At 42.1% G+C, this 19,883-nt stretch carries 19 protein-coding genes; 6 read left to right on the top strand and 13 right to left on the bottom strand.

All coding sequences use genetic code 11. The features are described from left to right. The 7 genes from QXE01_01155 to QXE01_01125 form a co-directional block, all read right to left on the bottom strand. The coding region (locus tag QXE01_01155; GenBank protein MEM4969840.1) for a hypothetical protein at positions 1-357 on the bottom strand (357 nt) is incomplete at its 3' end. Positions 358-618: 261 nt separating this feature from the next. Further along, complete coding sequence (locus tag QXE01_01150; GenBank protein ID MEM4969839.1) at positions 619-1,038, bottom strand: cupredoxin domain-containing protein; 420 nt, start codon at positions 1,036-1,038, stop codon at positions 619-621. A 299-nt stretch (positions 1,039-1,337) separates the two neighbouring features. Continuing rightward, positions 1,338-2,054, bottom strand: a complete 717-nt coding sequence (locus QXE01_01145) for an ABC transporter ATP-binding protein (GenBank protein ID MEM4969838.1) — start codon at positions 2,052-2,054, stop codon at positions 1,338-1,340. Beyond that, entirely contained in the window at positions 2,055-2,816 is a 762-nt protein-coding gene (locus QXE01_01140; protein ID MEM4969837.1) for an ABC transporter ATP-binding protein, read from the bottom strand. Then, entirely contained in the window at positions 2,803-3,789 is a 987-nt protein-coding gene (locus tag QXE01_01135; GenBank protein ID MEM4969836.1) for a branched-chain amino acid ABC transporter permease, read from the bottom strand. The genes QXE01_01140 and QXE01_01135 overlap by 14 nt, the downstream gene beginning before the upstream one ends. A 71-nt stretch (positions 3,790-3,860) precedes the next feature. After that, entirely contained in the window at positions 3,861-4,757 is an 897-nt protein-coding gene (locus QXE01_01130; protein ID MEM4969835.1) for a branched-chain amino acid ABC transporter permease, read from the bottom strand. A gap of 15 nt (positions 4,758-4,772) precedes the next feature. Next, positions 4,773-6,161 (bottom strand): ABC transporter substrate-binding protein, encoded by a 1,389-nt coding sequence (locus QXE01_01125; protein MEM4969834.1) that lies wholly within the window; start codon positions 6,159-6,161, stop codon positions 4,773-4,775. A 186-nt stretch (positions 6,162-6,347) separates the two neighbouring features. On the opposite strand from QXE01_01125, the gene QXE01_01120 reads away from it, so the two are divergent. Together QXE01_01120 and QXE01_01115 are read left to right on the top strand one after the other, a co-directional pair. Next, a complete protein-coding gene (locus QXE01_01120) occupies positions 6,348-7,613 on the top strand; it encodes a M20 family metallopeptidase (protein MEM4969833.1) in 1,266 nt (421 codons plus the stop codon). 68 nt (positions 7,614-7,681) lie between these two features. Next, positions 7,682-8,467 (top strand): SDR family NAD(P)-dependent oxidoreductase, encoded by a 786-nt coding sequence (locus QXE01_01115; GenBank protein ID MEM4969832.1) that lies wholly within the window; start codon positions 7,682-7,684, stop codon positions 8,465-8,467. Positions 8,468-8,672: 205 nt separating this feature from the next. On the opposite strand, the gene QXE01_01110 is transcribed toward QXE01_01115, so the two are convergent. The 4 genes from QXE01_01110 to QXE01_01095 form a co-directional block, all read right to left on the bottom strand. After that, on the bottom strand, positions 8,673-9,518 hold the full coding sequence (locus tag QXE01_01110) for a polysaccharide deacetylase (GenBank protein ID MEM4969831.1): 846 nt from the start codon (positions 9,516-9,518) through the stop codon (positions 8,673-8,675). A gap of 1 nt (position 9,519) precedes the next feature. After that, positions 9,520-10,710 (bottom strand): M20/M25/M40 family metallo-hydrolase, encoded by a 1,191-nt coding sequence (locus QXE01_01105; GenBank protein MEM4969830.1) that lies wholly within the window; start codon positions 10,708-10,710, stop codon positions 9,520-9,522. Positions 10,711-10,714: 4 nt separating this feature from the next. Continuing rightward, complete coding sequence (locus tag QXE01_01100; protein ID MEM4969829.1) at positions 10,715-11,974, bottom strand: MFS transporter; 1,260 nt, start codon at positions 11,972-11,974, stop codon at positions 10,715-10,717. A 118-nt stretch (positions 11,975-12,092) separates the two neighbouring features. Next, on the bottom strand, positions 12,093-12,857 hold the full coding sequence (locus QXE01_01095) for an SDR family oxidoreductase (GenBank protein MEM4969828.1): 765 nt from the start codon (positions 12,855-12,857) through the stop codon (positions 12,093-12,095). Positions 12,858-13,155: 298 nt separating this feature from the next. On the opposite strand from QXE01_01095, the gene QXE01_01090 reads away from it, so the two are divergent. From QXE01_01090 to QXE01_01075, 4 genes are all read left to right on the top strand, one after another. Further along, complete coding sequence (locus tag QXE01_01090) at positions 13,156-14,547, top strand: M14 family zinc carboxypeptidase (GenBank protein ID MEM4969827.1); 1,392 nt, start codon at positions 13,156-13,158, stop codon at positions 14,545-14,547. 124 nt (positions 14,548-14,671) lie between these two features. Further along, entirely contained in the window at positions 14,672-16,567 is a 1,896-nt protein-coding gene (locus tag QXE01_01085; GenBank protein ID MEM4969826.1) for an ABC transporter substrate-binding protein, read from the top strand. Then, complete coding sequence (locus QXE01_01080) at positions 16,545-17,534, top strand: ABC transporter permease (GenBank protein MEM4969825.1); 990 nt, start codon at positions 16,545-16,547, stop codon at positions 17,532-17,534. Before QXE01_01085 ends, QXE01_01080 begins: the two co-directional genes overlap by 23 nt. Positions 17,535-17,536: 2 nt before the next feature. Beyond that, the gene (locus QXE01_01075; protein MEM4969824.1) at positions 17,537-18,409 is read left to right on the top strand and encodes an ABC transporter permease; all 873 of its coding nucleotides are present in this window, start codon (positions 17,537-17,539) and stop codon (positions 18,407-18,409) included. A 48-nt stretch (positions 18,410-18,457) separates the two neighbouring features. Here QXE01_01075 and QXE01_01070 read toward each other — a convergent pair whose 3' ends face one another. Together QXE01_01070 and QXE01_01065 are read right to left on the bottom strand one after the other, a co-directional pair. After that, entirely contained in the window at positions 18,458-19,186 is a 729-nt protein-coding gene (locus QXE01_01070) for an ABC transporter permease subunit (GenBank protein ID MEM4969823.1), read from the bottom strand. After that, the gene (locus tag QXE01_01065) at positions 19,183-19,875 is read right to left on the bottom strand and encodes an ATP-binding cassette domain-containing protein (GenBank protein ID MEM4969822.1); all 693 of its coding nucleotides are present in this window, start codon (positions 19,873-19,875) and stop codon (positions 19,183-19,185) included. The genes QXE01_01070 and QXE01_01065 overlap by 4 nt, the downstream gene beginning before the upstream one ends. Between the last annotated feature and the right edge of the window lie 8 nt (positions 19,876-19,883).

Genomic DNA, 19,883 nt, shown 5'->3' with positions numbered 1-19,883 from the left:
TGAGAATATAACCCAGCCGCCGAATCTGATTCTCTCAGGGATCCCAGCATATATGAGGGCAAGGGTCACTGCTCCGAAGACCCCTATGAAGAACCCATAGATATAGATGGGGACACCGGCATCGCTAGTGGTTGGGTAGAAGCCGTCTACTAGGATGCCGCTATAATATATGGGATATACAGCGAACCATATTGGGAGGAAGATCATCACTGCTAGAAGCCCCTTCATAAGCCCATTAACAACATTTTTCCTCCTTATAAGCCCCGCCTCAAGCATACCTATGGCAGGGATCATGAGGAATACCAGTATAGCCCCTATGGAAAGCCAGATCGTAGATCCAAGATCTAGGTTTAACACCGCACCACCTTCAACCTCATATCGATACATTTGCATATATATTCACGAAAAAAGATCATATGTAAAATATACATAACGAAACCGATATAATAGAGAAGATTTACATATAGTTTGCGATCACTATCAATCAGATCCATAAGATTTGCTAAAAGAATAGAAACATTCTTAGGAAGATATATTTTAACTACACATCGCCTATAAATAAAAATATAATCATAGTTCCGAAAAAACTATAGAATATTTTTTAGAGACACTGTGGTGCTAGCTCTTCGATGTTATTGTGATGTTCCCAACCATCCCTAGAGCTCTGTGTGGTATGCAATAGAATATATAGCTGCCAACCTTATCCGGGGTTATCTCGATAGTCCTCGTCTCTCCCGGTGCAAGCCTCACATTTATACCAAGCTCATCTATTGTGAATGTATGCGTTGACCTCCCCTCATTCTTCAGCACTAACCTCACAGTCTCTCCAAGGGGGATCGAGATCGATTTGGGCTCGAAGTAATAGTCATCCAACTCAACCTCTATCTCTCTAGATACCTGAGCACTGGTTGTCCTCTGAGTCTGGGGAAGCCCATACATCTGCTGACCGCCTAGAAGTCCTGGATATATGAGATACATAGATACCACAGCCAATATAATGATCACAACACCAATAGCTATAGCTAGGCTCTTCCTCAAAACACATCTTCACCAAGTATAGTTACTAGAAGGTGTATATATACCTATATATATACAATTCGCTTCGAGCGGAGATGAAGAAAACATGTCATATAAAGTAAAGATAAAATAAAAAAAAAAGATAACTCTAATAATTAAAATGCTCTTTTAAAGTCAGGAAGATATCAATTCTATGTTCAGATATTTTAAGAAGAATAAAAATCTAAAGTAACTTCAAAATCTTATTAGGTCTATAGCTTTCATCTATAACTCTTTGCTATAACTATTAATAAATTATTACTAATCTTATATATTTCTTTTCATCTACCAACGATCTTTAATATTTGTTCATTACTCATTATTTCTTCAGGAGTACCGTGGAACATAATTTCTCCTCTTTCTATAATATATACTTTATCGGCGATGTTAATAGTTCTTATATTTGATTCGGCATATAATATCGAAATACCTTCTTTTCTCATATCTTGGAATGCTTTGAAAATTCTGTTAACAACTATAGGGGCTAGTCCTTCGAATGGTTCGTCGAGTAAAACTATTTTAGGATCATATGCTAGTGCTCTAGCTATCGCTACCATTTTCCTTTGACCCCCACTTAGTTGGCTGCCTCTTCTATGAAGCAGATCTTTTACTTCAGGGAAAATTTTATATATTGTCTCGTAAACACGATTCCTATCTCTAACGTGCCTTACTATTAGCGGTATATCTATATTTTCCTTAACCGTCAAATCGGGGAATATTTTGACATCTTCAGGCTGATATCCTATACCCATCAAGACCCTTTTCTCAGGTGGGAGATGCGTTATATCAATTCCATCAAACATGATCCTCCCTCTAGCTGTTTTTCTCAGTCCTATTATAGCTTTTATAGTAGTTGTTTTCCCAGCACCGTTTCTTCCAAGTAGACATACAATCTCTCCTCTGTTTATCTCGAGATCTATTCCTCTTAGAATATGAAGAAATCCTATATATACTTCTAAGCTTTCTACTTTTAACAGGCTTTCGGAAAGGGCGATCATTTATATGCCACCAAGGAGAGTTTTTTTGACTATAGGGCTCTCAAGTATCTCACTTGGTTTTCCAATAGCCAGTGCTTTACCTTCACTAAGAACTAATACTCTATCTGCATAAGAAGATACTATATCTAAATCATGCTCTACTATAATTGATGATAATTTACTAGCCTTAATCACCCCTATGATGGTATCCATAATCTTGAACTTATCTTTCGTAGCAACGCCTGATGTCGGCTCGTCCATTAGCAATAGCCTTGGTCTGGTAGCATAGGCTATGGCTATATCAAGAAGCTTCCTTTCACCTTCGGATAACTCTTTAGGTGTGGATGTTATTTTGTGTGATAGGCCAAAGATATTCAGGATTTTTATCGCTTCTTCTTCAATATCTATGTAAAGATCTACCGGAACTATCATATCGCGGATCATTTTTCTCGATGAAAGTATAGCTATTTTTATATTATCTATAACCGACATTTGATCAAATACGCTAACTATTTGAAAGCTTCTAGCAATCCCTAGCTCTAGTCTTTTATATGATGGAAAATAGGTAATATCTCTGCCAAGGTATTCGATCTTTCCGCTATCTGGCATTATATAGCCGCTAATAAGATTTATAAGGGTTGTTTTACCAGCCCCGTTAGGTCCAATTATAGCTAAGATTTCATTATGTTCTAATGTAAAACTTATACCATCAACTGCTCTAATACCATTAAAATACTTCTTTATATCTATAACTCTAAGCAAAGTTTTTTCATTTTCGGACATATTTCTCCACCACTTTTCTCTTCTCCTCCTTATTATATATCATTATTTTATATATGTCCATGATACCCCCTCCTATACCCCTAGGTAACAATAGTGAGAATGCTGTAATAGCTACTCCAGTCGTGAATAGCCAATATGGTGTATATATTACAGCATAGAGTTTTAAAAAAGTATATATTATGGCACCTAATATAGGTCCTATAAATAACGTATAGCCGCCAAGTAGAGTCATAAAGGCTATCTCCCCTGAAAAGGTCCAATGAGCTATTTCAGGACTTGTATATCCATTAACTATACTCCATAAAGCCCCAGCAAGTCCGGTGTATATACCAGACAGTATGAATGAGTAATACCTATAGAGCTTTACATTTATTCCAATTAAATAAGCTCTGCCTGGATTATCTCTTATTGCCTGCAAAGCCTTGCCAAAAGGTGAGGAGACTATAAGGTACATTATGAATGTAGAAGCGATAAATATACTAATCAATATATAGTAAAATATACTTGTTATGTACTCGGATCTTGGCATCTCTGATAGTGATAACCCGAGCATCTTTGGTATTGGTACTGGAAGCCCATCAGAGCCTCTTGTAATGTTGTAGAATTTGAATATAAGCGAGTATATAATCATAGATATTGCCAACATTAGGATCGAGAAGTGAGCTTCGGTATGTCTAATGCATATAGCCCCGATGAGGGCTGCAGATAAAGCGCTAACTCCGAGAGCTATAGGTATTACTATTTCTAAAGAATAGATCCTTGGCATATATCGCGCGATCAATGCTACCGTATATGCACCAATAGCGAAGAAAGAAGCATGGCCAAAGGATAATAACCCTGTATAGCCTAGTAATAGGTTAAAGCCCAGAGAAGCTATTGCAAAAGATAGAGCATATGATAGTACTATTATATAGTAGTCAGGTAGAAGATAAGGTAGCACTGTTAATAAAGCTGTAAAAATAACAAATATCATAATTACTTTTAGCATACTCCTTAGAAAACGAAATGAATTAGTAGACACCACGGCTACCCACCATTGATAACTCATCTACCATATCTTTTCCCTAGAAGACCTTCTGGCCTTATAGCCAGCACTATCGCAGCTATTAGAAAAACTATTGCCAACTCTATTTCCGGGAAGAGAGCTATCCCCAGAGATCTCAGCTCTCCAATCAATATAGAGCCGATAAGAGATCCCCAAAAACTTCCAAGGCCACCTATAACTGAGACTATAAAGGCGAGTATAAGAGGTTCTATCTCCATACCTAATGTTGCAGAGGTTATGGGTACTATAAGGGATCCCGCTAGTCCTGCTAAAAAAGCGCTTAAGAGAAATGTTACAGTACTTACTCTCCTTACATTAATTCCGAGGCCAGGAGCTAATTCTCTATCATATGATGTAGCTCTTATTAGGATCCCAATATCTGTTTTATATATGAAGAGATGCATACCTATTCCAATAGAAAAGCTTATGATTATTAAGAGAATATAGTATGTCGGATAATAATATCCTCCAACGTTAATGTTTCCCAATAGATCTACTGGTTGGGGAGCGCTCAATATATTACCTCCCCATATCATTCTCTCAATATCTGAGAATATGAGAAGTATTCCATATGTGGCTAATAATTGTCTTTCTAATGTTATATTATATAGAAATCGTATGATAGTTTTTTCAAGAAGAGCACCTATTGCGGCAACAGCTATAGCCCCTATAGCTATGCCTAGATATGGTATAAGCAATAATGCTTGTGACTGTCTATAATAAGATAATGCTATGCCTATAAACCATGCTGTTATATATGCTCCTAAGGAATAGAATGATCCATGTCCGAGATTCAATAGCTTTGAGACACCAAATACTAGGTTTAAACCTAGTGATAGGAGATAGAGTATCGATGCATAGTAAAGTCCATCTAAAATATTTATATATGATAGCAATTTGTTATAACCTCATCACCAGGTGCTAATCCAATTACCTGGAGACACTCCTGGGGGAGGTGTTACCAAATATCCTGGAAATAGCTCTATGCTATTAGGATCTAGTGTAACAAATGGATATCTAGGATCTCTCTTTGTAACTCCAACCAGAGATCCTACCCCAGTGTCGTGGTCTTTCTTTATATAGACTAGGCCTTGAGCACCTTCAAATGCTAGCTCCTCAAGAACCTTTATTAGGTCGTCTATATCAGGCCACTTCCCAAGGATAGAATATGCTCTCTCAACAGCATATTTATAGGCATATATGGAGTCATATGCATAGTATGAGGAGTAGTGTGGATAATCATTATATCTTGATCTATAGTTGTTAACGAAGGAGAAGTTCTTGCCATATATATTAGGTGGTGGGTAAAGCGGATAGGCTGGCCCTGCTGCCTGTATAATGATACCATCAGGCATTTCTGGTACTAGATGTAATAAGGATTCCGCATGAGCATACGCTATCGGTATCTTAGAGGGTAAGTCAGCAGCTATAGCTTGTCTCATGAAGTTAACAGCATCTGAGCCAAATATGCTTGTTTGAAGTAGATCGGGTTTTGCCTGCATTATCTGGGATATATGGGCTCTAAAGTCAGATGTTCCTAGGGGAACCCACCACGTGTTCACAACCTCAATATCTGGCTTAAGTTTTTTAAGAGCAGCTATGAAGAAATTCCACTCATCCCTCCCATATGCATAGTCCTGGTTTATACCAGCGACTTTCTTGATATTCGGGAAGTGCTTAGCAACATAGTATGCAAGCCCTACAGCATCGAGAGCAGCATTTGATCCTATTGGCCTAAATACTGTTTTATATTTAGGTACTTTGCCTCCTTGCAAAAGCTGGTTAGTAGCACATTGAACAAAGGTAATAGTGTTTAGCTCGTCAACAACTGGTGCCACGGCCAAGCAATCTGAGGATATGCCTAGACCAACTATTAGATCAGGTTTATACTGATCAATAGTGCTTCTAACCAACCTGGCAACAGCATCCGGACTTCCCTGATTCTCATCGTATTCTCTATAGTTTATCTTCCTACCAAGAATACCTCCACTATTATTGATCTCGTCGATAGCCATTTTTCTAGCATTTATTGCTGGAACTGTGAAGGGTGCTCCGGGTCCCGATCGAGCATCAACATCTATAAGCTCTATTGGCTTAGAAGGGATACCTGGTGTAACTGGTGATGTGACTTTAGGAAAAGTCTGGGTAGATATTGTCGTAGTCGCTGTAACTGTTCTTTCAACTATTCTTTCCGCAGCTCCTCTGGGTGTAAGTATATATGTTGCGGCAGAACCTATTGCGAGACCTATGACACCTGCGCCAATAAACTTTAAAAATTCCCTTCTATTAGTGCTTGTCATATTTATTCCTCCTGTTGCAGTGTATACTATACAGCTAATATTTCTAACTAATTATATATTTAGACATTGTATAATCTTAATATTTTATTATTTTGTGTAGAGTTATTCTGCTATATATTAGCTATATAACCATAATGGATTATTGTTTATATTTGGTTCAAAGAACATTCTATTGGGCTGTATGACATGGTGAATATCGAGATATCAAAGTTAAAGGATCAGGCAGCCCAGATTATAGATCGGGAGATCAATAGTATATTAAAGTTTCTCACAGATATGATCTCCATTCCAACAATATCGCCTGAGGGCGATCATTATCTCGAGTTTTCTAAGCTGGCTAGCGAATTTCTGTCTTCCTATGGAATATCCTCTGAGATCCGTCAGATCCCTCTCGAATATACAGATCCTAGGTTGCCTGAAGTTGGTAGGGGTAAGCCTCGGTATGTTGTTATCGCTAGGATTGGTGATCCTGATAGGATGCTTATTCATTTCAACGGCCATTATGATGTAGTTTCAGGAGGCCCTGGGTGGAGGGTTACGGAACCCTTCAAACCTAGGGTTATAGATGGTAGGGTCTATGGGCGTGGGTCTAGCGATATGAAGGGTGGTATAGCATCTATAGCTCTCTCGATGGTTGCTTTGTTGAAGCCTATAGAGGCTATGGGCTATGGTGTTGAGGCCTTCCTTGTGCCTGATGAGGAGATAGGTGGTGAGACAGGTACTCAGTATGTTGTTGAGAATAATATGGTGAGGGGGAGATATGTTATAATTGCTGAGCCTACAGGGCTTGAGAGGATCTATATAGGTCAGAAGGGCAGGATAAGGGGGCTTGTAACTGTTAGAGGTAGAACTGCTCATGGAGCTGCTCCATGGCTCGGTATTAACGCTTTTGAGAAGGCCTCCCGCCTTGCTGTTAAGATGTTTGACGAGCTAGTACCTAAGATCGAGTCTAAGAGGAGTAGATATAGATATGACTATGAAGAGGCCTCAAAGGCAACCCTCATGATAGGAGGCTTTCTAAGGGGAGGGGATAAGATAAACCAGGTTCCAGGAGAGGTTACATTCAGCCTTGATAGGAGGCTCATAGTTGAGGAGAGTGTTGAGGAAGCCTGGAACGAGATCAAGAGCTTTGTTGAAAACATAGCTAGATCTATGGGCATCGATGCAGAGGTAAAGCTCCTCCTAGCCCAAAACGCTGCTGTGGCTAATGAGAATGCTAGGATATTCAAGGCGATAGAGGATTCATCGGAAGAGATTATGGGGAGGAGGCCTGATAAGGTGGTCTGCTTTAACGGCCTAGATATGATCTACTATCTGCAGAGGGGGTTTGAGGCAGCAACATACGGCCCAGGAGGCTACGGAACACCCCACGCACCTGATGAATATATAGAGATATCAGATATTGTGAAAGCCTCGAAAATATATGTTGCCACATACTTTAGGCTCATATAGCAATGGTAAAGAGTATGTTTAGAAAAAGCTGCACGGTATGAACAGACCCAGAGAGTGGGGGTTTGTCTATGAGGGCTAGAGATCTATTTTCTGTTGAGGGTAGGGTTGCATTGGTAACTGGTGCTGCAGGTGGTATTGGAAAAGCTATTGCTGAGCTATATGCGGAACTAGGTGGAAAAGTGGTTGCTAGCGATATAAATGGTGAGGGGCTTAGGAATGTGGTTGAGGAGCTATTAAGCAAGGGTTATAGTGTTAAAGGTTATAAAGCTGATATAACCAATATAGAAGATGTGAGATCTCTCCTCAACTTTGTTCAAAGGGAATATGGCGGTATAGACTCTCTATATATAGTACCTGGAATCAATATTAGAAAGCCTATTCAGGAATATACATATGGGGAATTCGACAGAGTTATCAATGTGAATCTAAGGGGTTGCTTTATATTGCTGAAAGAATCATTCCCATATATGAGGAAAAACGGGAGCATAGTGATAATCTCATCGATAAGACATCTAGTCGTGGAACCTGGCCAGGGGCCCTACGCTGCGTCCAAAGCAGCAATAGTACAGCTGGCAAGGGTAGCTGCGGCTGAATATGGAAAACAGGGAATAAGGGTCAATGTTATAGCACCAGGTGTTGTAGATACTCCTTTAACCCAGCAGATAAAAAGAGATCCTGAGTGGTACAGAGCATACATAGAAAAAACTATATTAAAAAGATGGGCAGATCCTAGGGAAATCGCCTCAGTAGCCGTTTTCCTCTCAATGCCAGCATCTTCATATATAACGGGCAGCGTGATTTACGTTGATGGTGGTTGGACAGCTATCGATGGGAGATACGAGCCTAAACTATAGATTTCGCAGTATATAGCCTCCCACGTAAAAGCACATTCCATGGATAACCCTTCATATTGGGTTGGTGCTTCATTGAATATGGCACTCTGGATCCCACTCTAACTAAGATAGAGTAGCATGCCTAAGACTAGATGAAGAGCTTGATAAAATGATATTTTTCAAATCTTCTGCTTAAGGCGGACTTTTCTTTCATGGTAGGAAGAGATTAGTCTATGTTAAATCTCCTCCTATAGGCCTTTGCTATCTCTTCAAGCGTTTTGAACTCTATTTCCCTATGCCTTGGATGATCCACTATGTATTTTATCAGCCTCTCTAGAAATATCATTCTATGCCCCCTTCCTATGACCTCTGGGTGGAATGTATAGGTTATGACCCCTTCATCTATATTTCTAACCATATATTCAAAATCTAATGTCCAGTTTTCGAGAACATCGCTTACAGATCTAAGGCCTTGTAAGATGTAGTTAGGGGATCTAACGTATTCGAAATGTGGATAGTCATCTAGGCTCCAGTGGATGGGGATCTCTATGAGCCTCGAGAGTGGGCCCTTCACGATCTTCCCTCCTTCTTCCACATAGACGTATAGGTGAGGTCTATAGGGCATGTAATCATTTCCCATTAGGCTTGAGTCATAGATAAAACCAAGATCCTCAAGGATTGAGAGTGTATATCTTGTAAGAGCCCATGAAGGAGATCTATATCCTCTTGGAATCACGTTAGCCACCCTTTTAAGAGCATCTATCCCCAGCTCGATAACCCTTCTCTCCCCCTCTGGATTGTTTATCGTTTCTGGTGGTTCATGGATATAGCCATGATGCCCTATCTCATGTCCCTCATCCCTGATCATACCTACATCCTCGGGGAAGTGCTCTGCTGTGTGGCCTGGTATGAAGAAGGTTGCCTTTATATTATATTCTCTAAGCAGTTTTAGAACCCTTTTAACGCCTATTGAGGCGAACTCCCCTCTAGATAGATTTGTATAGTTTGTGAGCCCCCTAGCTATCCAGAGGGAGTATGCATCAAAGTCGAAGGATAGGTTCACCCAGTACATCTTAATCACCACCATGTGTTGATTCGTGAGATATATATTCCTTATAGAATAGTTCGAGGGCCCTAGCTGCTATAGCTGCTCTTTCAAATGTCCTATCTATATCTATATACTCAAGCGGACTATGTGGATTCTCACCATATGCACCAGCACCATCAACCACAGCGGTATATTGTGATATATGGTTTCCATCAGATCCGCCGCCGCTGTCAACCACAAAGATCTCTTTCCCCAGCTCATTTGCAGCTTTCTGGAAGTACCTAAAAGCATTTCTATTTCTCTCTGTATCTAGAAGAGGTGGCCACAGAGTTATAACTTTTAAAGAGCTGTTAACCTCCTCGGTAGATGCTTTCCCCACGACGGGGCTTATCTCTCTTATGATCCCCTCCACCTCTTCCTTAGTAGGCGCCCTTATACTTAACTCAGCCTCTGCATATGGTGCTACGACATTAAATCTCTCTCCTCCTCTTATAATACCTATATTAACGAGAACACGATCTTTGCTTTTTATGTTACTTAATATTGTGGATAGCTTGTTAACTAACTCATGCACAGCGCTTGTTTCCCTTCTAGGTGATATCCATCCGGCATGTGCTGACATGCCTTGTACAGTAATCTTCACCCTAGCAACAGACCATCTTCTCCTCACATACCCTCCCCCAGGCCTGGCTGGTTCGAACACAACCGCCAGATCCGCTTGTTTAGCCTCTTCATCGATCTTATCTGCTGAAGATGGTGATAGTATTTCCTCATCGCTATTTAGGAAAATACATATTGATGCATTTTTATAAAATCTTGAATCTATGTTTTTTAATGCATCTAGCGCTGAAAGCATAACCATTATACCTCCCTTCATATCGAGAACACCGGGCCCATAAGCTATGTTATCTTTAATAGTGAATGGTCTATGTTTAACAGTTCCCCTAGGGTATACTGTATCCATATGTCCTACAAATAGTATGCTTGGTTTTGAACCTCTGTTCCTACATGCGAGTATATGATTTCCGTATATATCATTTTTGATCATATTTATATCGAATTTAAGGCTCCTTAACTCCTCAGCTATGATGGATCCTACACTATCTACTCCTTCTTTGTAATCTGTGCTGCTGTCAATATTAACTATACTGCGTAGAAATTCGATCCAATGTTCTTTTTCTCGTGCTATAGTCTCAGCTATATACCGAGCATCCATATTCTCACCTAAGAGGTTCTCTATACGTCTCTCTTATATAGAGAAGGGTTATCAAGGTAGCTAATGCTGCTCCTACTACATAAAAGCTTGGAGTTAACCTGTTATTAGTGATGCCTATTAGGAGAGATGCTATATATGGTGCTGTACCTCCAAACCCAGCTACAGCTATATTATAGCCTATTGATAGACCACTATACCTCACTCTTGTAGGGAAGATCTCAGCAATAGCAGCCGGTCCAGGACCTGAGAACATAGCAAGCATCAGGGCTATGAGTAGCTGTGCGAGCAGAAGATATTGAAAGCCGAAACCGCTTATATATAAAAGAGGATATGTTAAGACTAGAAATCCTATTGAAGATGCTATTAGAAATGGCTTTCTTCCATATATATCTGAGAGATATCCAAATAACGGGATCAATATTATAAAGGCTGTCAAACTTATAGTAGTGGATAAGAAAGCTTGGAAGGAGCTGATTTTAAGCACAGCTGAAGCATAGCTCGGCATATATGTTAGGAATGTATAATAGGTGACCGTCCACATAATTGTAAAGCCAAGAGCTAGCAGTATCTCTTTATAATTATTACTCATCGCGTCAGCTAAAGGTGAAAGGCTCTTCTGACCCGTCTTCTCGACTTCTACAAACTTGGGTGTCTCTGGAACACCTAGCCTTAGATAGAACCCTATTAAGCCGACAGCCACTCCGCCTATGATGAAGGGGAGCCTCCAACCCCAGGATAACACTAGATCCTGTGGAAGGAGACTTACAATAGTTCCGGCTATGGATCCTAGGAGCAGCCCTGATGCCACAGTGACTTGCTGCCAACTCCCTATATAACCCCTGCGTCTTTCCCCAGCATATTCAACCATGAAGGACGTTGAACCTCCCCACTCCCCGCCTGCTGAGAAGCCCTGGATTAGCCTAGCTATTGCCACGCCTATGGGGGCCCATAAACCGATAGCCGAGTAGGGAGGCATTAAACCCAGGAGTATAGTTCCGAGGGCCATGAGCAAGACTGTCAATATCAAGGCGTTCCTCCTGCCAGCTCTATCCCCATAATGCCCTATCACAATAGCACCTACGGGGCGAGCTGCAAAGCCTACCGCGAAGACTAGGAAAGTGTTTGTCAGAGAAGCCAGAGGATCCTCAGATGGGAAAAATAGCTTTGAGATTGTAGTAGCTAGGTACCCATATACAGCGAAATCATACCACTCCATTACATTCCCTATACCTCCACTTAGTATAGCTCTTCGCGTAAACCTCATATACTCCTCTAAACCCACTCTGAATCTACCACAATATATCTTTTTAATTAAGTTATAAATTAATAACAATAAAATTAAACAATGTTTAAGGTTATGATATGCTATTATCCGGTTAAATTTATTTAGCAGTTCTTCCCCCATCTACTAGTATATCGACACCTGTTATATATGAGGCACTTGAGGAAGCTAGAAAGAATATCACCTCTGCTATTTCCTCTGGATAAGCGATTCTGCCTAAAGCGGTCCATGCAGCTCTCTCTTTCTTAAATTCCTCGTAGCTAACACCCGCAACAGCCGCCTCCTGCCGTAGCATATACGTATCTACAGAGCTTGGGCTGATAGAGATAACCCTTATACCATATAACCCGAGTTCCACGGCTAAGGCCCTTGTCATAGATATAATACCCCCTTTTGTAGCACTGTAGATAGAATGATACGGAATACCTCTATGCGCCGCTGTAGATGCAACATTAATTATAACTCCATGCCTTTGCTTCTTCATAATAGGTGCAACATGCTTCACTAATAGGAAAACACCTCCGAGGTTTATGTCTACTAATTTTCTAAAATCCTCCCATGTAGTCTCTTCTACAGGCTTTATTATCAAAAGTCCTGCGTTATTAACTAGAACATCTATTCTTCCATGCTTACTATATATATAGTTTATAGCTTCTGCAACATCCTTCTCTAAGGATACATCACATTTTATATACTCACAGAGACCCCCACTCTTCTTAATCTCTTGACAAACATCGCTTGAAATGATGTCTAAAACATAGACATAGTATCCGGCTTTTGCAAATTTTATAGCAGAGGCTCTTCCAATCCCCCTACTTCCACCAGTAATTATAGCCACTGGCACATTAGCGATATTACGCTCCACAATTCCTCCCCATAGTAGTTATATTTCACATAAAAACCAAAGCTGTTGTCATTCACCTCTATATATTGCTATGCTCTAGCAAATATGATAATGGAAATAAAATTGGAGAGCTAAAAAATCAGAGGAGAACCTCTATAATAAAGGGTTCTTCTACCGACATCCTACCCACTGGAGGAGCGAGGCACTGAGATGTAATAGCCTCAGAAGAGCTGGCTGAGCAATATATTCTTGATCTTTTCGATTTTTATGCTAGAGAGATATTTTTAGAAGAGGATTGAAGATGGATTTAGAGGCAAGGTTGGAGAGCTATGTAGATCCTATAGAGAGGGCTTTGAAAAGTGTTCCCGAGTATGGGGGATTTAAGAGCTATGATGAGTTAGAGGCATCGACTGAGGAGCTGGTTAGAGAGCACAGAGATATTGTGAGGATCGTTGATGTGGGGTTTACCAGGTGTGGAAGGAGTATAAGGGCTATAGTAATTAGTGGGGGCTCTAAGAGAGCCCTGCTTTTCGGAGCTCCACACCCTAACGAACCTGTTGGAACTCTCATGCTTGACTACCTCTCCCAGAGGTTGGCTGAGGATGAGGAGCTTAGAAAGATCCTTGGCTTTACCTTTATAATAGTCAAGGCCATCGATATAGATGGTCTCAAGCTTAATGAGGGCTGGTTAAAAGGGCCCTTTACTATAAATAACTATGCGAAGAACTACTATAGGCCTGCTGGTAATGTTCAGGTTGAGTGGAGTTTCCCAATAAGGTATAAAAAATATGTCTTTGAAAAACCAACTCCTGAGACAAGGGCTCTCATGTCTCTTATAGATAGCTATGCACCAGATTTTATCTATAGCCTCCACAACTCAGGCTTTGGCGGTGTCTATTACTACATATCTAGGGAGGCCCCGCTTCTCTATCCGATCTACCAGCTATATCCCTGGAGCCTTGGAATACCTCTAAGCCTGGGGGAGCCTGAGGTTCCATGGGCTGTGAGACTTTCTAAGGCGATCTATAAGATGATTGGGTTAAGGGATTACTATGACTTTCTCGAATCACAGGGCCTAGATCCACTTTCTATTATAAAGCACGGGGGCAGTAGCTATGACTATGCTGTTGAGAAGAATCCCTGTGTATTTGAGCTAGTAACGGAGGTTCCATATTTCTATGATCCCAGAGTAGATGATATAGGGGAGGAAGAGATCTCTAGGAGGGAAGCTATTCTTAGCGGTCTTAAAATTAGAGAGGAGATTTATCGATATATAAGCTCGGTCTGGAGTAGGGTGAGGGATGAGCTGGCCTCAACGGATCCTTGCTCGGAAGAGTCTAAACTAGCTGAGTCTATAGAGTACCTCGCTGAAACAGGGCTTAAATCTATAGAGGCTCAGAGAATATGGGCCCTCAGAGATCCTAGTCTAGAGAGGAGGGCAACTGTTGCCGAGGTCTTTGATAATATGTATGTTTCTAAGTTCTACTCAGCATTAGGTCTCGGCATGCTCTACAGGCTGGTAAGGAAAATCTATGGGATAAAGCCTCTGCTGAGACCTATTCTAGAGGATGTTGAGAGAAGATTTGAAGAGATACTATCACAGCTTGAAGAGAATAGAGAGTATAGACCTATAGAGATAAGGAATTTGGTAAAGGTTCAGCTAGCGGCGGGACTCTATACGATGCTCTATATAGGTAAAAGCGCTTCTTAGGTATTTGATATAGCCTATCCAGATCCATCTATATTGGGGTAGACGAGGTAATCGCTCCTTATTATCGATGTTTAGAGATAAAAAATATATTATCCTTGTGCTTACTGCTCTTCGGGTAAACGAGATGCCAGGGAAGAGAATAAAAGGATCGGGGGTGCTATATATATCAATATCCATGTTATTCGTCATAGCCATGGCTATGATGCCTCAGACATACTCCCAGGCCCAGGGGGCTTTAGCTCCTATCTCATGCCCTAGGATAGGGGGTACTCTTGTGGTGATTCACTGGGGCGATCCTAAGAGCTTTAATCCAGATTCACAGGTTGACGATGCTCTCTTTGCTATAGCCTCCCAGATATATAATAAGCTAGTAGATCTAGATGTAAATTATAATGTGATCCCTGAGCTAGCATCATCGTGGGAGGTAGCGCCAAACGGAAGTACATTCATATTCCACCTTGTTAAAAATGTTAGATGGCATGATGGCTATCCATTTACATCTGCCGATGTTAAGTACACGCTAGAGGCGATTAAAAAGTATAAGGGCGTTATGTATGGTTTTCTCAAGATGGATAAGCTGGTCTCTGTAGACACGCCTGACAACTATACCGTGATTGTTAGATATTCAGAGCCATTCCCAGCATTCCTAGGCTTCCTAGCATGGTATGGCACATTTATATTACCAGAGCATATCTTCAATAAAACTGAATATAAAGACTGGATGGATCCATCAATCCCCGCTCTAACCAAGCCAGTTGGGACGGGGCCCTTCAGATTCGTGGAATACGTGAAAGGGGACCACGTTACGCTCGAGGCAAATCCAGATTACTTCAAAGGTAGGCCGTGCATCGACAGAGTGGTATTCAAAATAGTACCAGATGCTACTTCAGCCCTTCAGAGCTTTCTAGCCGGAGAGGGGGATTGGTTGACCAACCCACCTCCACCCTCTGAGATTCCGAGGATAAACTCTACCCCAGGACTGATAGTTAATATAAGGCCTGTGCCAAGTAGGTGGTATATAGCGTTTAACCTCCTTAACCCGCTCCTCTCAGATATAAGGATAAGGCTTGCTATAGCATATGCTATAAATACCTCGGAGATAGTTGAGAAAGCCCTCAATGGATATGGCTATCCCGCTAGAGGGATGTATACACCTGTGATAAGCTGGGCTTTCAACCCAAATGCGTCACTGCCAAGCTATGATCCCGCTAAAGCTGAGGCCCTTTTAGACGAGCTTGGCTTTAAGAAAGGACCCGATGGTTTTAGATACACCCCAAACGGCTCTAGGCTCGTCCTCAGATTCACAATATTCCAGGGGGCCCAGACTGAGGCTATAGCTGCTGTTATAAAGGAGCAGCTTAAGAGAGTCGGTATAGATGTTAAGATCGAAGAGTATGAGATAGCTGCTTGGGAGAACAAAGTTGTTAAGCAGAGGGACTACGATCTAGCAATGCTAGATGGCTTCCAAGGCCCTGACCCTGATAACATGAGATCTAGGTTCGGGCCTGGAGCATATCTCAATATGGCTAACTACTCGAATCCCGAGTTTGGAAGGCTACTAGATCAAGCGGCATCCGAGCCTGACCCGGCGAAGAGGGCTCAGCTATATTGGAAAGCCCAGGAGATCATGGCTAAAGATCTGCCATATCTACCGATAGTAGATCTAGTGGCCTTCTTTATCTACAGAACAGAGTGGCATGGATTCTACTGGCAACTCCCAGGAGTAGCGGGCCTAAATGTTTTGGAAAGGGTTTGGTGGGATAAGGGGAGACCCGCTGTGACATCGCCACAGACAACAAGCCCTGCTCAGGCGACAACAACTATAATAGCTACAATGACACAGGCCATATCCTCGCCTACAAGTGTGATAAGCCCAGGAGGAGTGGCAACTACATCGCCACCAGCACAATTTGGAGGTGTCTCGATAGGTGTCATTATAGCTGTTATAGCTGTTATCCTTGTTGCGGTGCTCGCAGCCCTTCTCTTTAGGAGGAGGGGTGGGGCTTCTGGGACTAGCTAGGCTAATTATCTGGAGAACCTTACAAGCTATCCTCGTGATCTTTTTTATTATTGTTTTGAATTTCATCATAATATCAACTGCACCAGGGGATCCTGTACAGTTCGTAGCTGGCGATATAGCTATCAGCTCCCCCGATGTTGTTGAATATCTAAGACATAGATGGGGGCTTGATAGACCTCTCTATGAGAGGCTATTCATATATCTATCTAACGTGTTAAGGGGGGATCTCGGATACTCATATCGATATTCTGAGCCCGTGGTTGACCTCATACTCGAGAGGCTACCTGTTACTCTCACACTCACAGTTGTCTCGAATCTCCTGGCTTTTTCGGCAGGTATAGTACTTGGGATCTATGCTGCTAGGAGGATGGGTAGGAAGGCTGATAATCTTATTACAACTGCTAACATGTTTCTTTGGTCGGTGCCTTCGTTCTGGCTTGGAATCGTGCTGATGATGATATTTGGTGTGCAGCTTAAATTACTTCCAGTCTCAGGTCTTATGGATGTGAGAAATCCCAAAGAGGGTTTCTGGCTATATCTCGATATAGCCTATCACTCGATCTTACCTATAGCAACTCTAACCATGATAACACTCCCACTCTACTTCAAAATTGTGAGGGATACTGTGATTCAGCAGGCATCTGAGGATTATGTTCACACATATAGAGCTATAGGGTTTAGCGAGGATGAAATCTATAGAAGGGTTATATTTAGAAACTCGATCCTACCGCCCATAACGGTCTTCGCGATACATATGGGCTTCTCTGTAGCTGGTGCTGCGCTCATAGAGAATGTCTTTGGTTGGCCAGGCATTGGAAGGCTTCTCCTCGACTCTATAAGGACAAGGGATTACCCAGTGATAATGGGTATCTACCTAATAGTTGCCTCATCGGTTGTTGTGGCTAACCTAATTACTGATTTAATCTATATGCGCCTCGACCCCAGGGCAAGGATTCAGAAGGGGTGAGAATGTTGCTAAATATACCTCTTCTATCATTTATATATGGTTTTATAAGGGCTTTGAGAGAGGTAATAGGCGATTCAAAGGGCTTGGCGGGGTTCCTTATGGTGCTCTCGATCGCGTGTATGGGGTTCTCAGCTCCCTACCTACCGATACCCAGCTATGATTCAATAGATTTCCCTAGATTTCTCCCTCCATCCCCCGAGCATCCTCTAGGAACAGATCATCTCGGCAGGGATCTTTTAAGCAGGGTGATCTGGGGAGCTAGGGTCTCGCTCATGGTTGGTTTCGTGGCAGCGGGTATTGCAGCCATCATAGGGATCCTACTTGGAACTGTAGCGGGATATTATGGTGGTGTCGTGGACACTATAGTTAGTAGAATAACAGATATATTCTTCGTGATCCCAACGTTCTTCATAGCAGTTACCCTCGCAGCAATCTATGGAAGTAACATAGCGTTGATCATGTTAATAATAGGGTTAACAACATGGCCGATCACAGCTAGAATTATGAGGGCCCAGGTGCTAGTGGTTAAAGAGCTACCATATGTAGAGGCTGTAAAAGCTATAGGTGCTAACAGCTTGAGAATCATAGTGAGACATATTGTTCCAGCATCTATACAGCCAGCAATAGCCAATACAATCCTCCAAGTAGCAAATGCGGTAGTTATTGAAGCTGGCCTCAGCTATCTAGGGCTGGGAGATCCTAATCTACCCAGCTGGGGAAGAATCATATATGAGGGACAACCATATATTTCATCAGCATGGTGGATTTCAATATTCCCAGGGATCTTCCTCCTCATAACAGTTGCAGGTCTTAACCTCCTAGGCGACGCCATATATAGGAAACTAACGCCCAGGATAGGGCAGAGTATCAGGTAATTTATAATAGGCTTTCAGTTGTAACTAGTAGTTTATAGATAGTTAGAGCTATATTCGGGTTCTTAGGGTATAGCTTGTTGTGTCTATTGCTGCTACGATGGCTATGGTGGCTATGACGAATGTCAGGACTGCTTGGTAGTCTAGGGTGCTTAGATATTGTAGTATATAGTATCCAACTCCGCCGGCGCCTACGAATCCTAGTATGGTTGCTGTTCTAACGTTATATTCGAGCATGAAGAGTATGCTGCTTATAATCTGTCTCCTGATATGTGTGTATAGTGCGAAGGCTAGCGTGTATCCTCTGAGACCCATGGCCTTTAGAGAATCGAGTAGCTCTCTATCCACAGACTCGAGGGTCTCGTAGAAGAACTTGGCTAGATATGTCGAGGTATATATTGCGAGAGCTAGCGCGCCCGCCTTTGCCCCTGGCCCTATAAGTATTACGAATAGTATTGCCCAGAGTATCGCTGGCACTGTCCTGGCTGTGTTGGCGAGTATCCTTCCAGCGATGGCTATGGTGCGAGGAGTTAGGAGAGGGCTTGCAAGTGGGGCGAGAAGATATGCTATGAGGACTCCGCAGGAGACTCCGAAGACAGATATGATCAGGGTTTCATAGACGGCTGTGAGAGCGTCTCCCCAGAGATCATTTCTAACCCCTAGGAGAGGTATGAATCTAGATATATTTAGACCTGCTTTAGCCCAGAGCCCAGGATCTATCAGGCCGAGGATATATGCTAGCATAGCGGTTGGTATGAGAAAAGCAACTATGATCCTCATGATAGCACCCTGAGAACACCACCTTCCAAGATATATACCCTATCGAAATATCTATGGGCTAGATCCCTATCATGCATAACAGCTACTATAGCAACTCCCCTCTTCCTCAACCCTGTTAAAAGCTCCACCACATCCCTAGCACTCTCGAAATCTAGGTTGGAGACTGGCTCATCAGCTAGAATAACTGGTGCTCCCTGGAAAATAGCCCTTGCTATCGCAACCCTCTGCCTCTCACCCCCGCTTAGCCTCTCAACCCTAGCCCTAGCCTTCTCCAGCAGCCCAACAGCCTCTAGAGCCTCTAGTGCTTTGGAGATATATTCCTTACCCCAGATCCCTGTTATAAATCTTAGGGGCTTTTCATATGCCCTAGCCAGTAGGACGTTATAGAGTGCTGATCCACCTTCTATGAGACCAAGCGTCTGTGGTATATAGGCTATCCTACCCCTCACATTATCGAAGCATTTGTTTGAGAGATCACACCCGAGGATCCTAATAACACCTCTCTCCGGTTTGAGAAGACCTGCAACGATCTTTAGGAGGGTTGTCTTCCCAACACCGCTCCTACCCATAATAGCTATTGCCTCCCCATAGAAAACCTCGAGATCCAGGCCATTTAAAACCCTTTTATCTCCATAGCTAAACACAGCCCCTTTGAGCTCGACAGCTGGGCTCTGGGTTAGTGCTAGCAATCCACAGC

Source organism: Sulfolobales archaeon, assembly GCA_038897115.1.
Classification (GTDB): Archaea; Thermoproteota; Thermoprotei_A; order Sulfolobales; family AG1; genus AG1.
Note: the sequence above shows the minus strand (reverse complement) of the source record. Positions and strands in the feature narration are given on the sequence as shown.

Bases quoted from the DNA above. Each gene is read 5' to 3' on its own strand.
- QXE01_01145 (MEM4969838.1), bottom strand. From the start codon at position 2,054: ATGATCGCCCTTTCCGAAAGCCTGTTAAAAGTAGAAAGCTTAGAAGTA.
- QXE01_01140 (MEM4969837.1), bottom strand. From the start codon at position 2,816: ATGTCCGAAAATGAAAAAACTTTGCTTAGAGTTATAGATATAAAGAAG.
- QXE01_01135 (MEM4969836.1), bottom strand. From the start codon at position 3,789: ATGATATTTGTTATTTTTACAGCTTTATTAACAGTGCTACCTTATCTT.
- QXE01_01125 (MEM4969834.1), bottom strand. From the start codon at position 6,161: ATGACAAGCACTAATAGAAGGGAATTTTTAAAGTTTATTGGCGCAGGT.
- QXE01_01120 (MEM4969833.1), top strand. From the start codon at position 6,348: ATGGTGAATATCGAGATATCAAAGTTAAAGGATCAGGCAGCCCAGATT.
- QXE01_01115 (MEM4969832.1), top strand. From the start codon at position 7,682: ATGAGGGCTAGAGATCTATTTTCTGTTGAGGGTAGGGTTGCATTGGTA.
- QXE01_01110 (MEM4969831.1), bottom strand. From the start codon at position 9,518: ATGTACTGGGTGAACCTATCCTTCGACTTTGATGCATACTCCCTCTGG.
- QXE01_01105 (MEM4969830.1), bottom strand. From the start codon at position 10,710: ATGGATGCTCGGTATATAGCTGAGACTATAGCACGAGAAAAAGAACAT.
- QXE01_01100 (MEM4969829.1), bottom strand. From the start codon at position 11,974: ATGAGGTTTACGCGAAGAGCTATACTAAGTGGAGGTATAGGGAATGTA.
- QXE01_01085 (MEM4969826.1), top strand. From the start codon at position 14,672: ATGCCAGGGAAGAGAATAAAAGGATCGGGGGTGCTATATATATCAATA.
- QXE01_01075 (MEM4969824.1), top strand. From the start codon at position 17,537: ATGTTGCTAAATATACCTCTTCTATCATTTATATATGGTTTTATAAGG.
- QXE01_01070 (MEM4969823.1), bottom strand. From the start codon at position 19,186: ATGAGGATCATAGTTGCTTTTCTCATACCAACCGCTATGCTAGCATAT.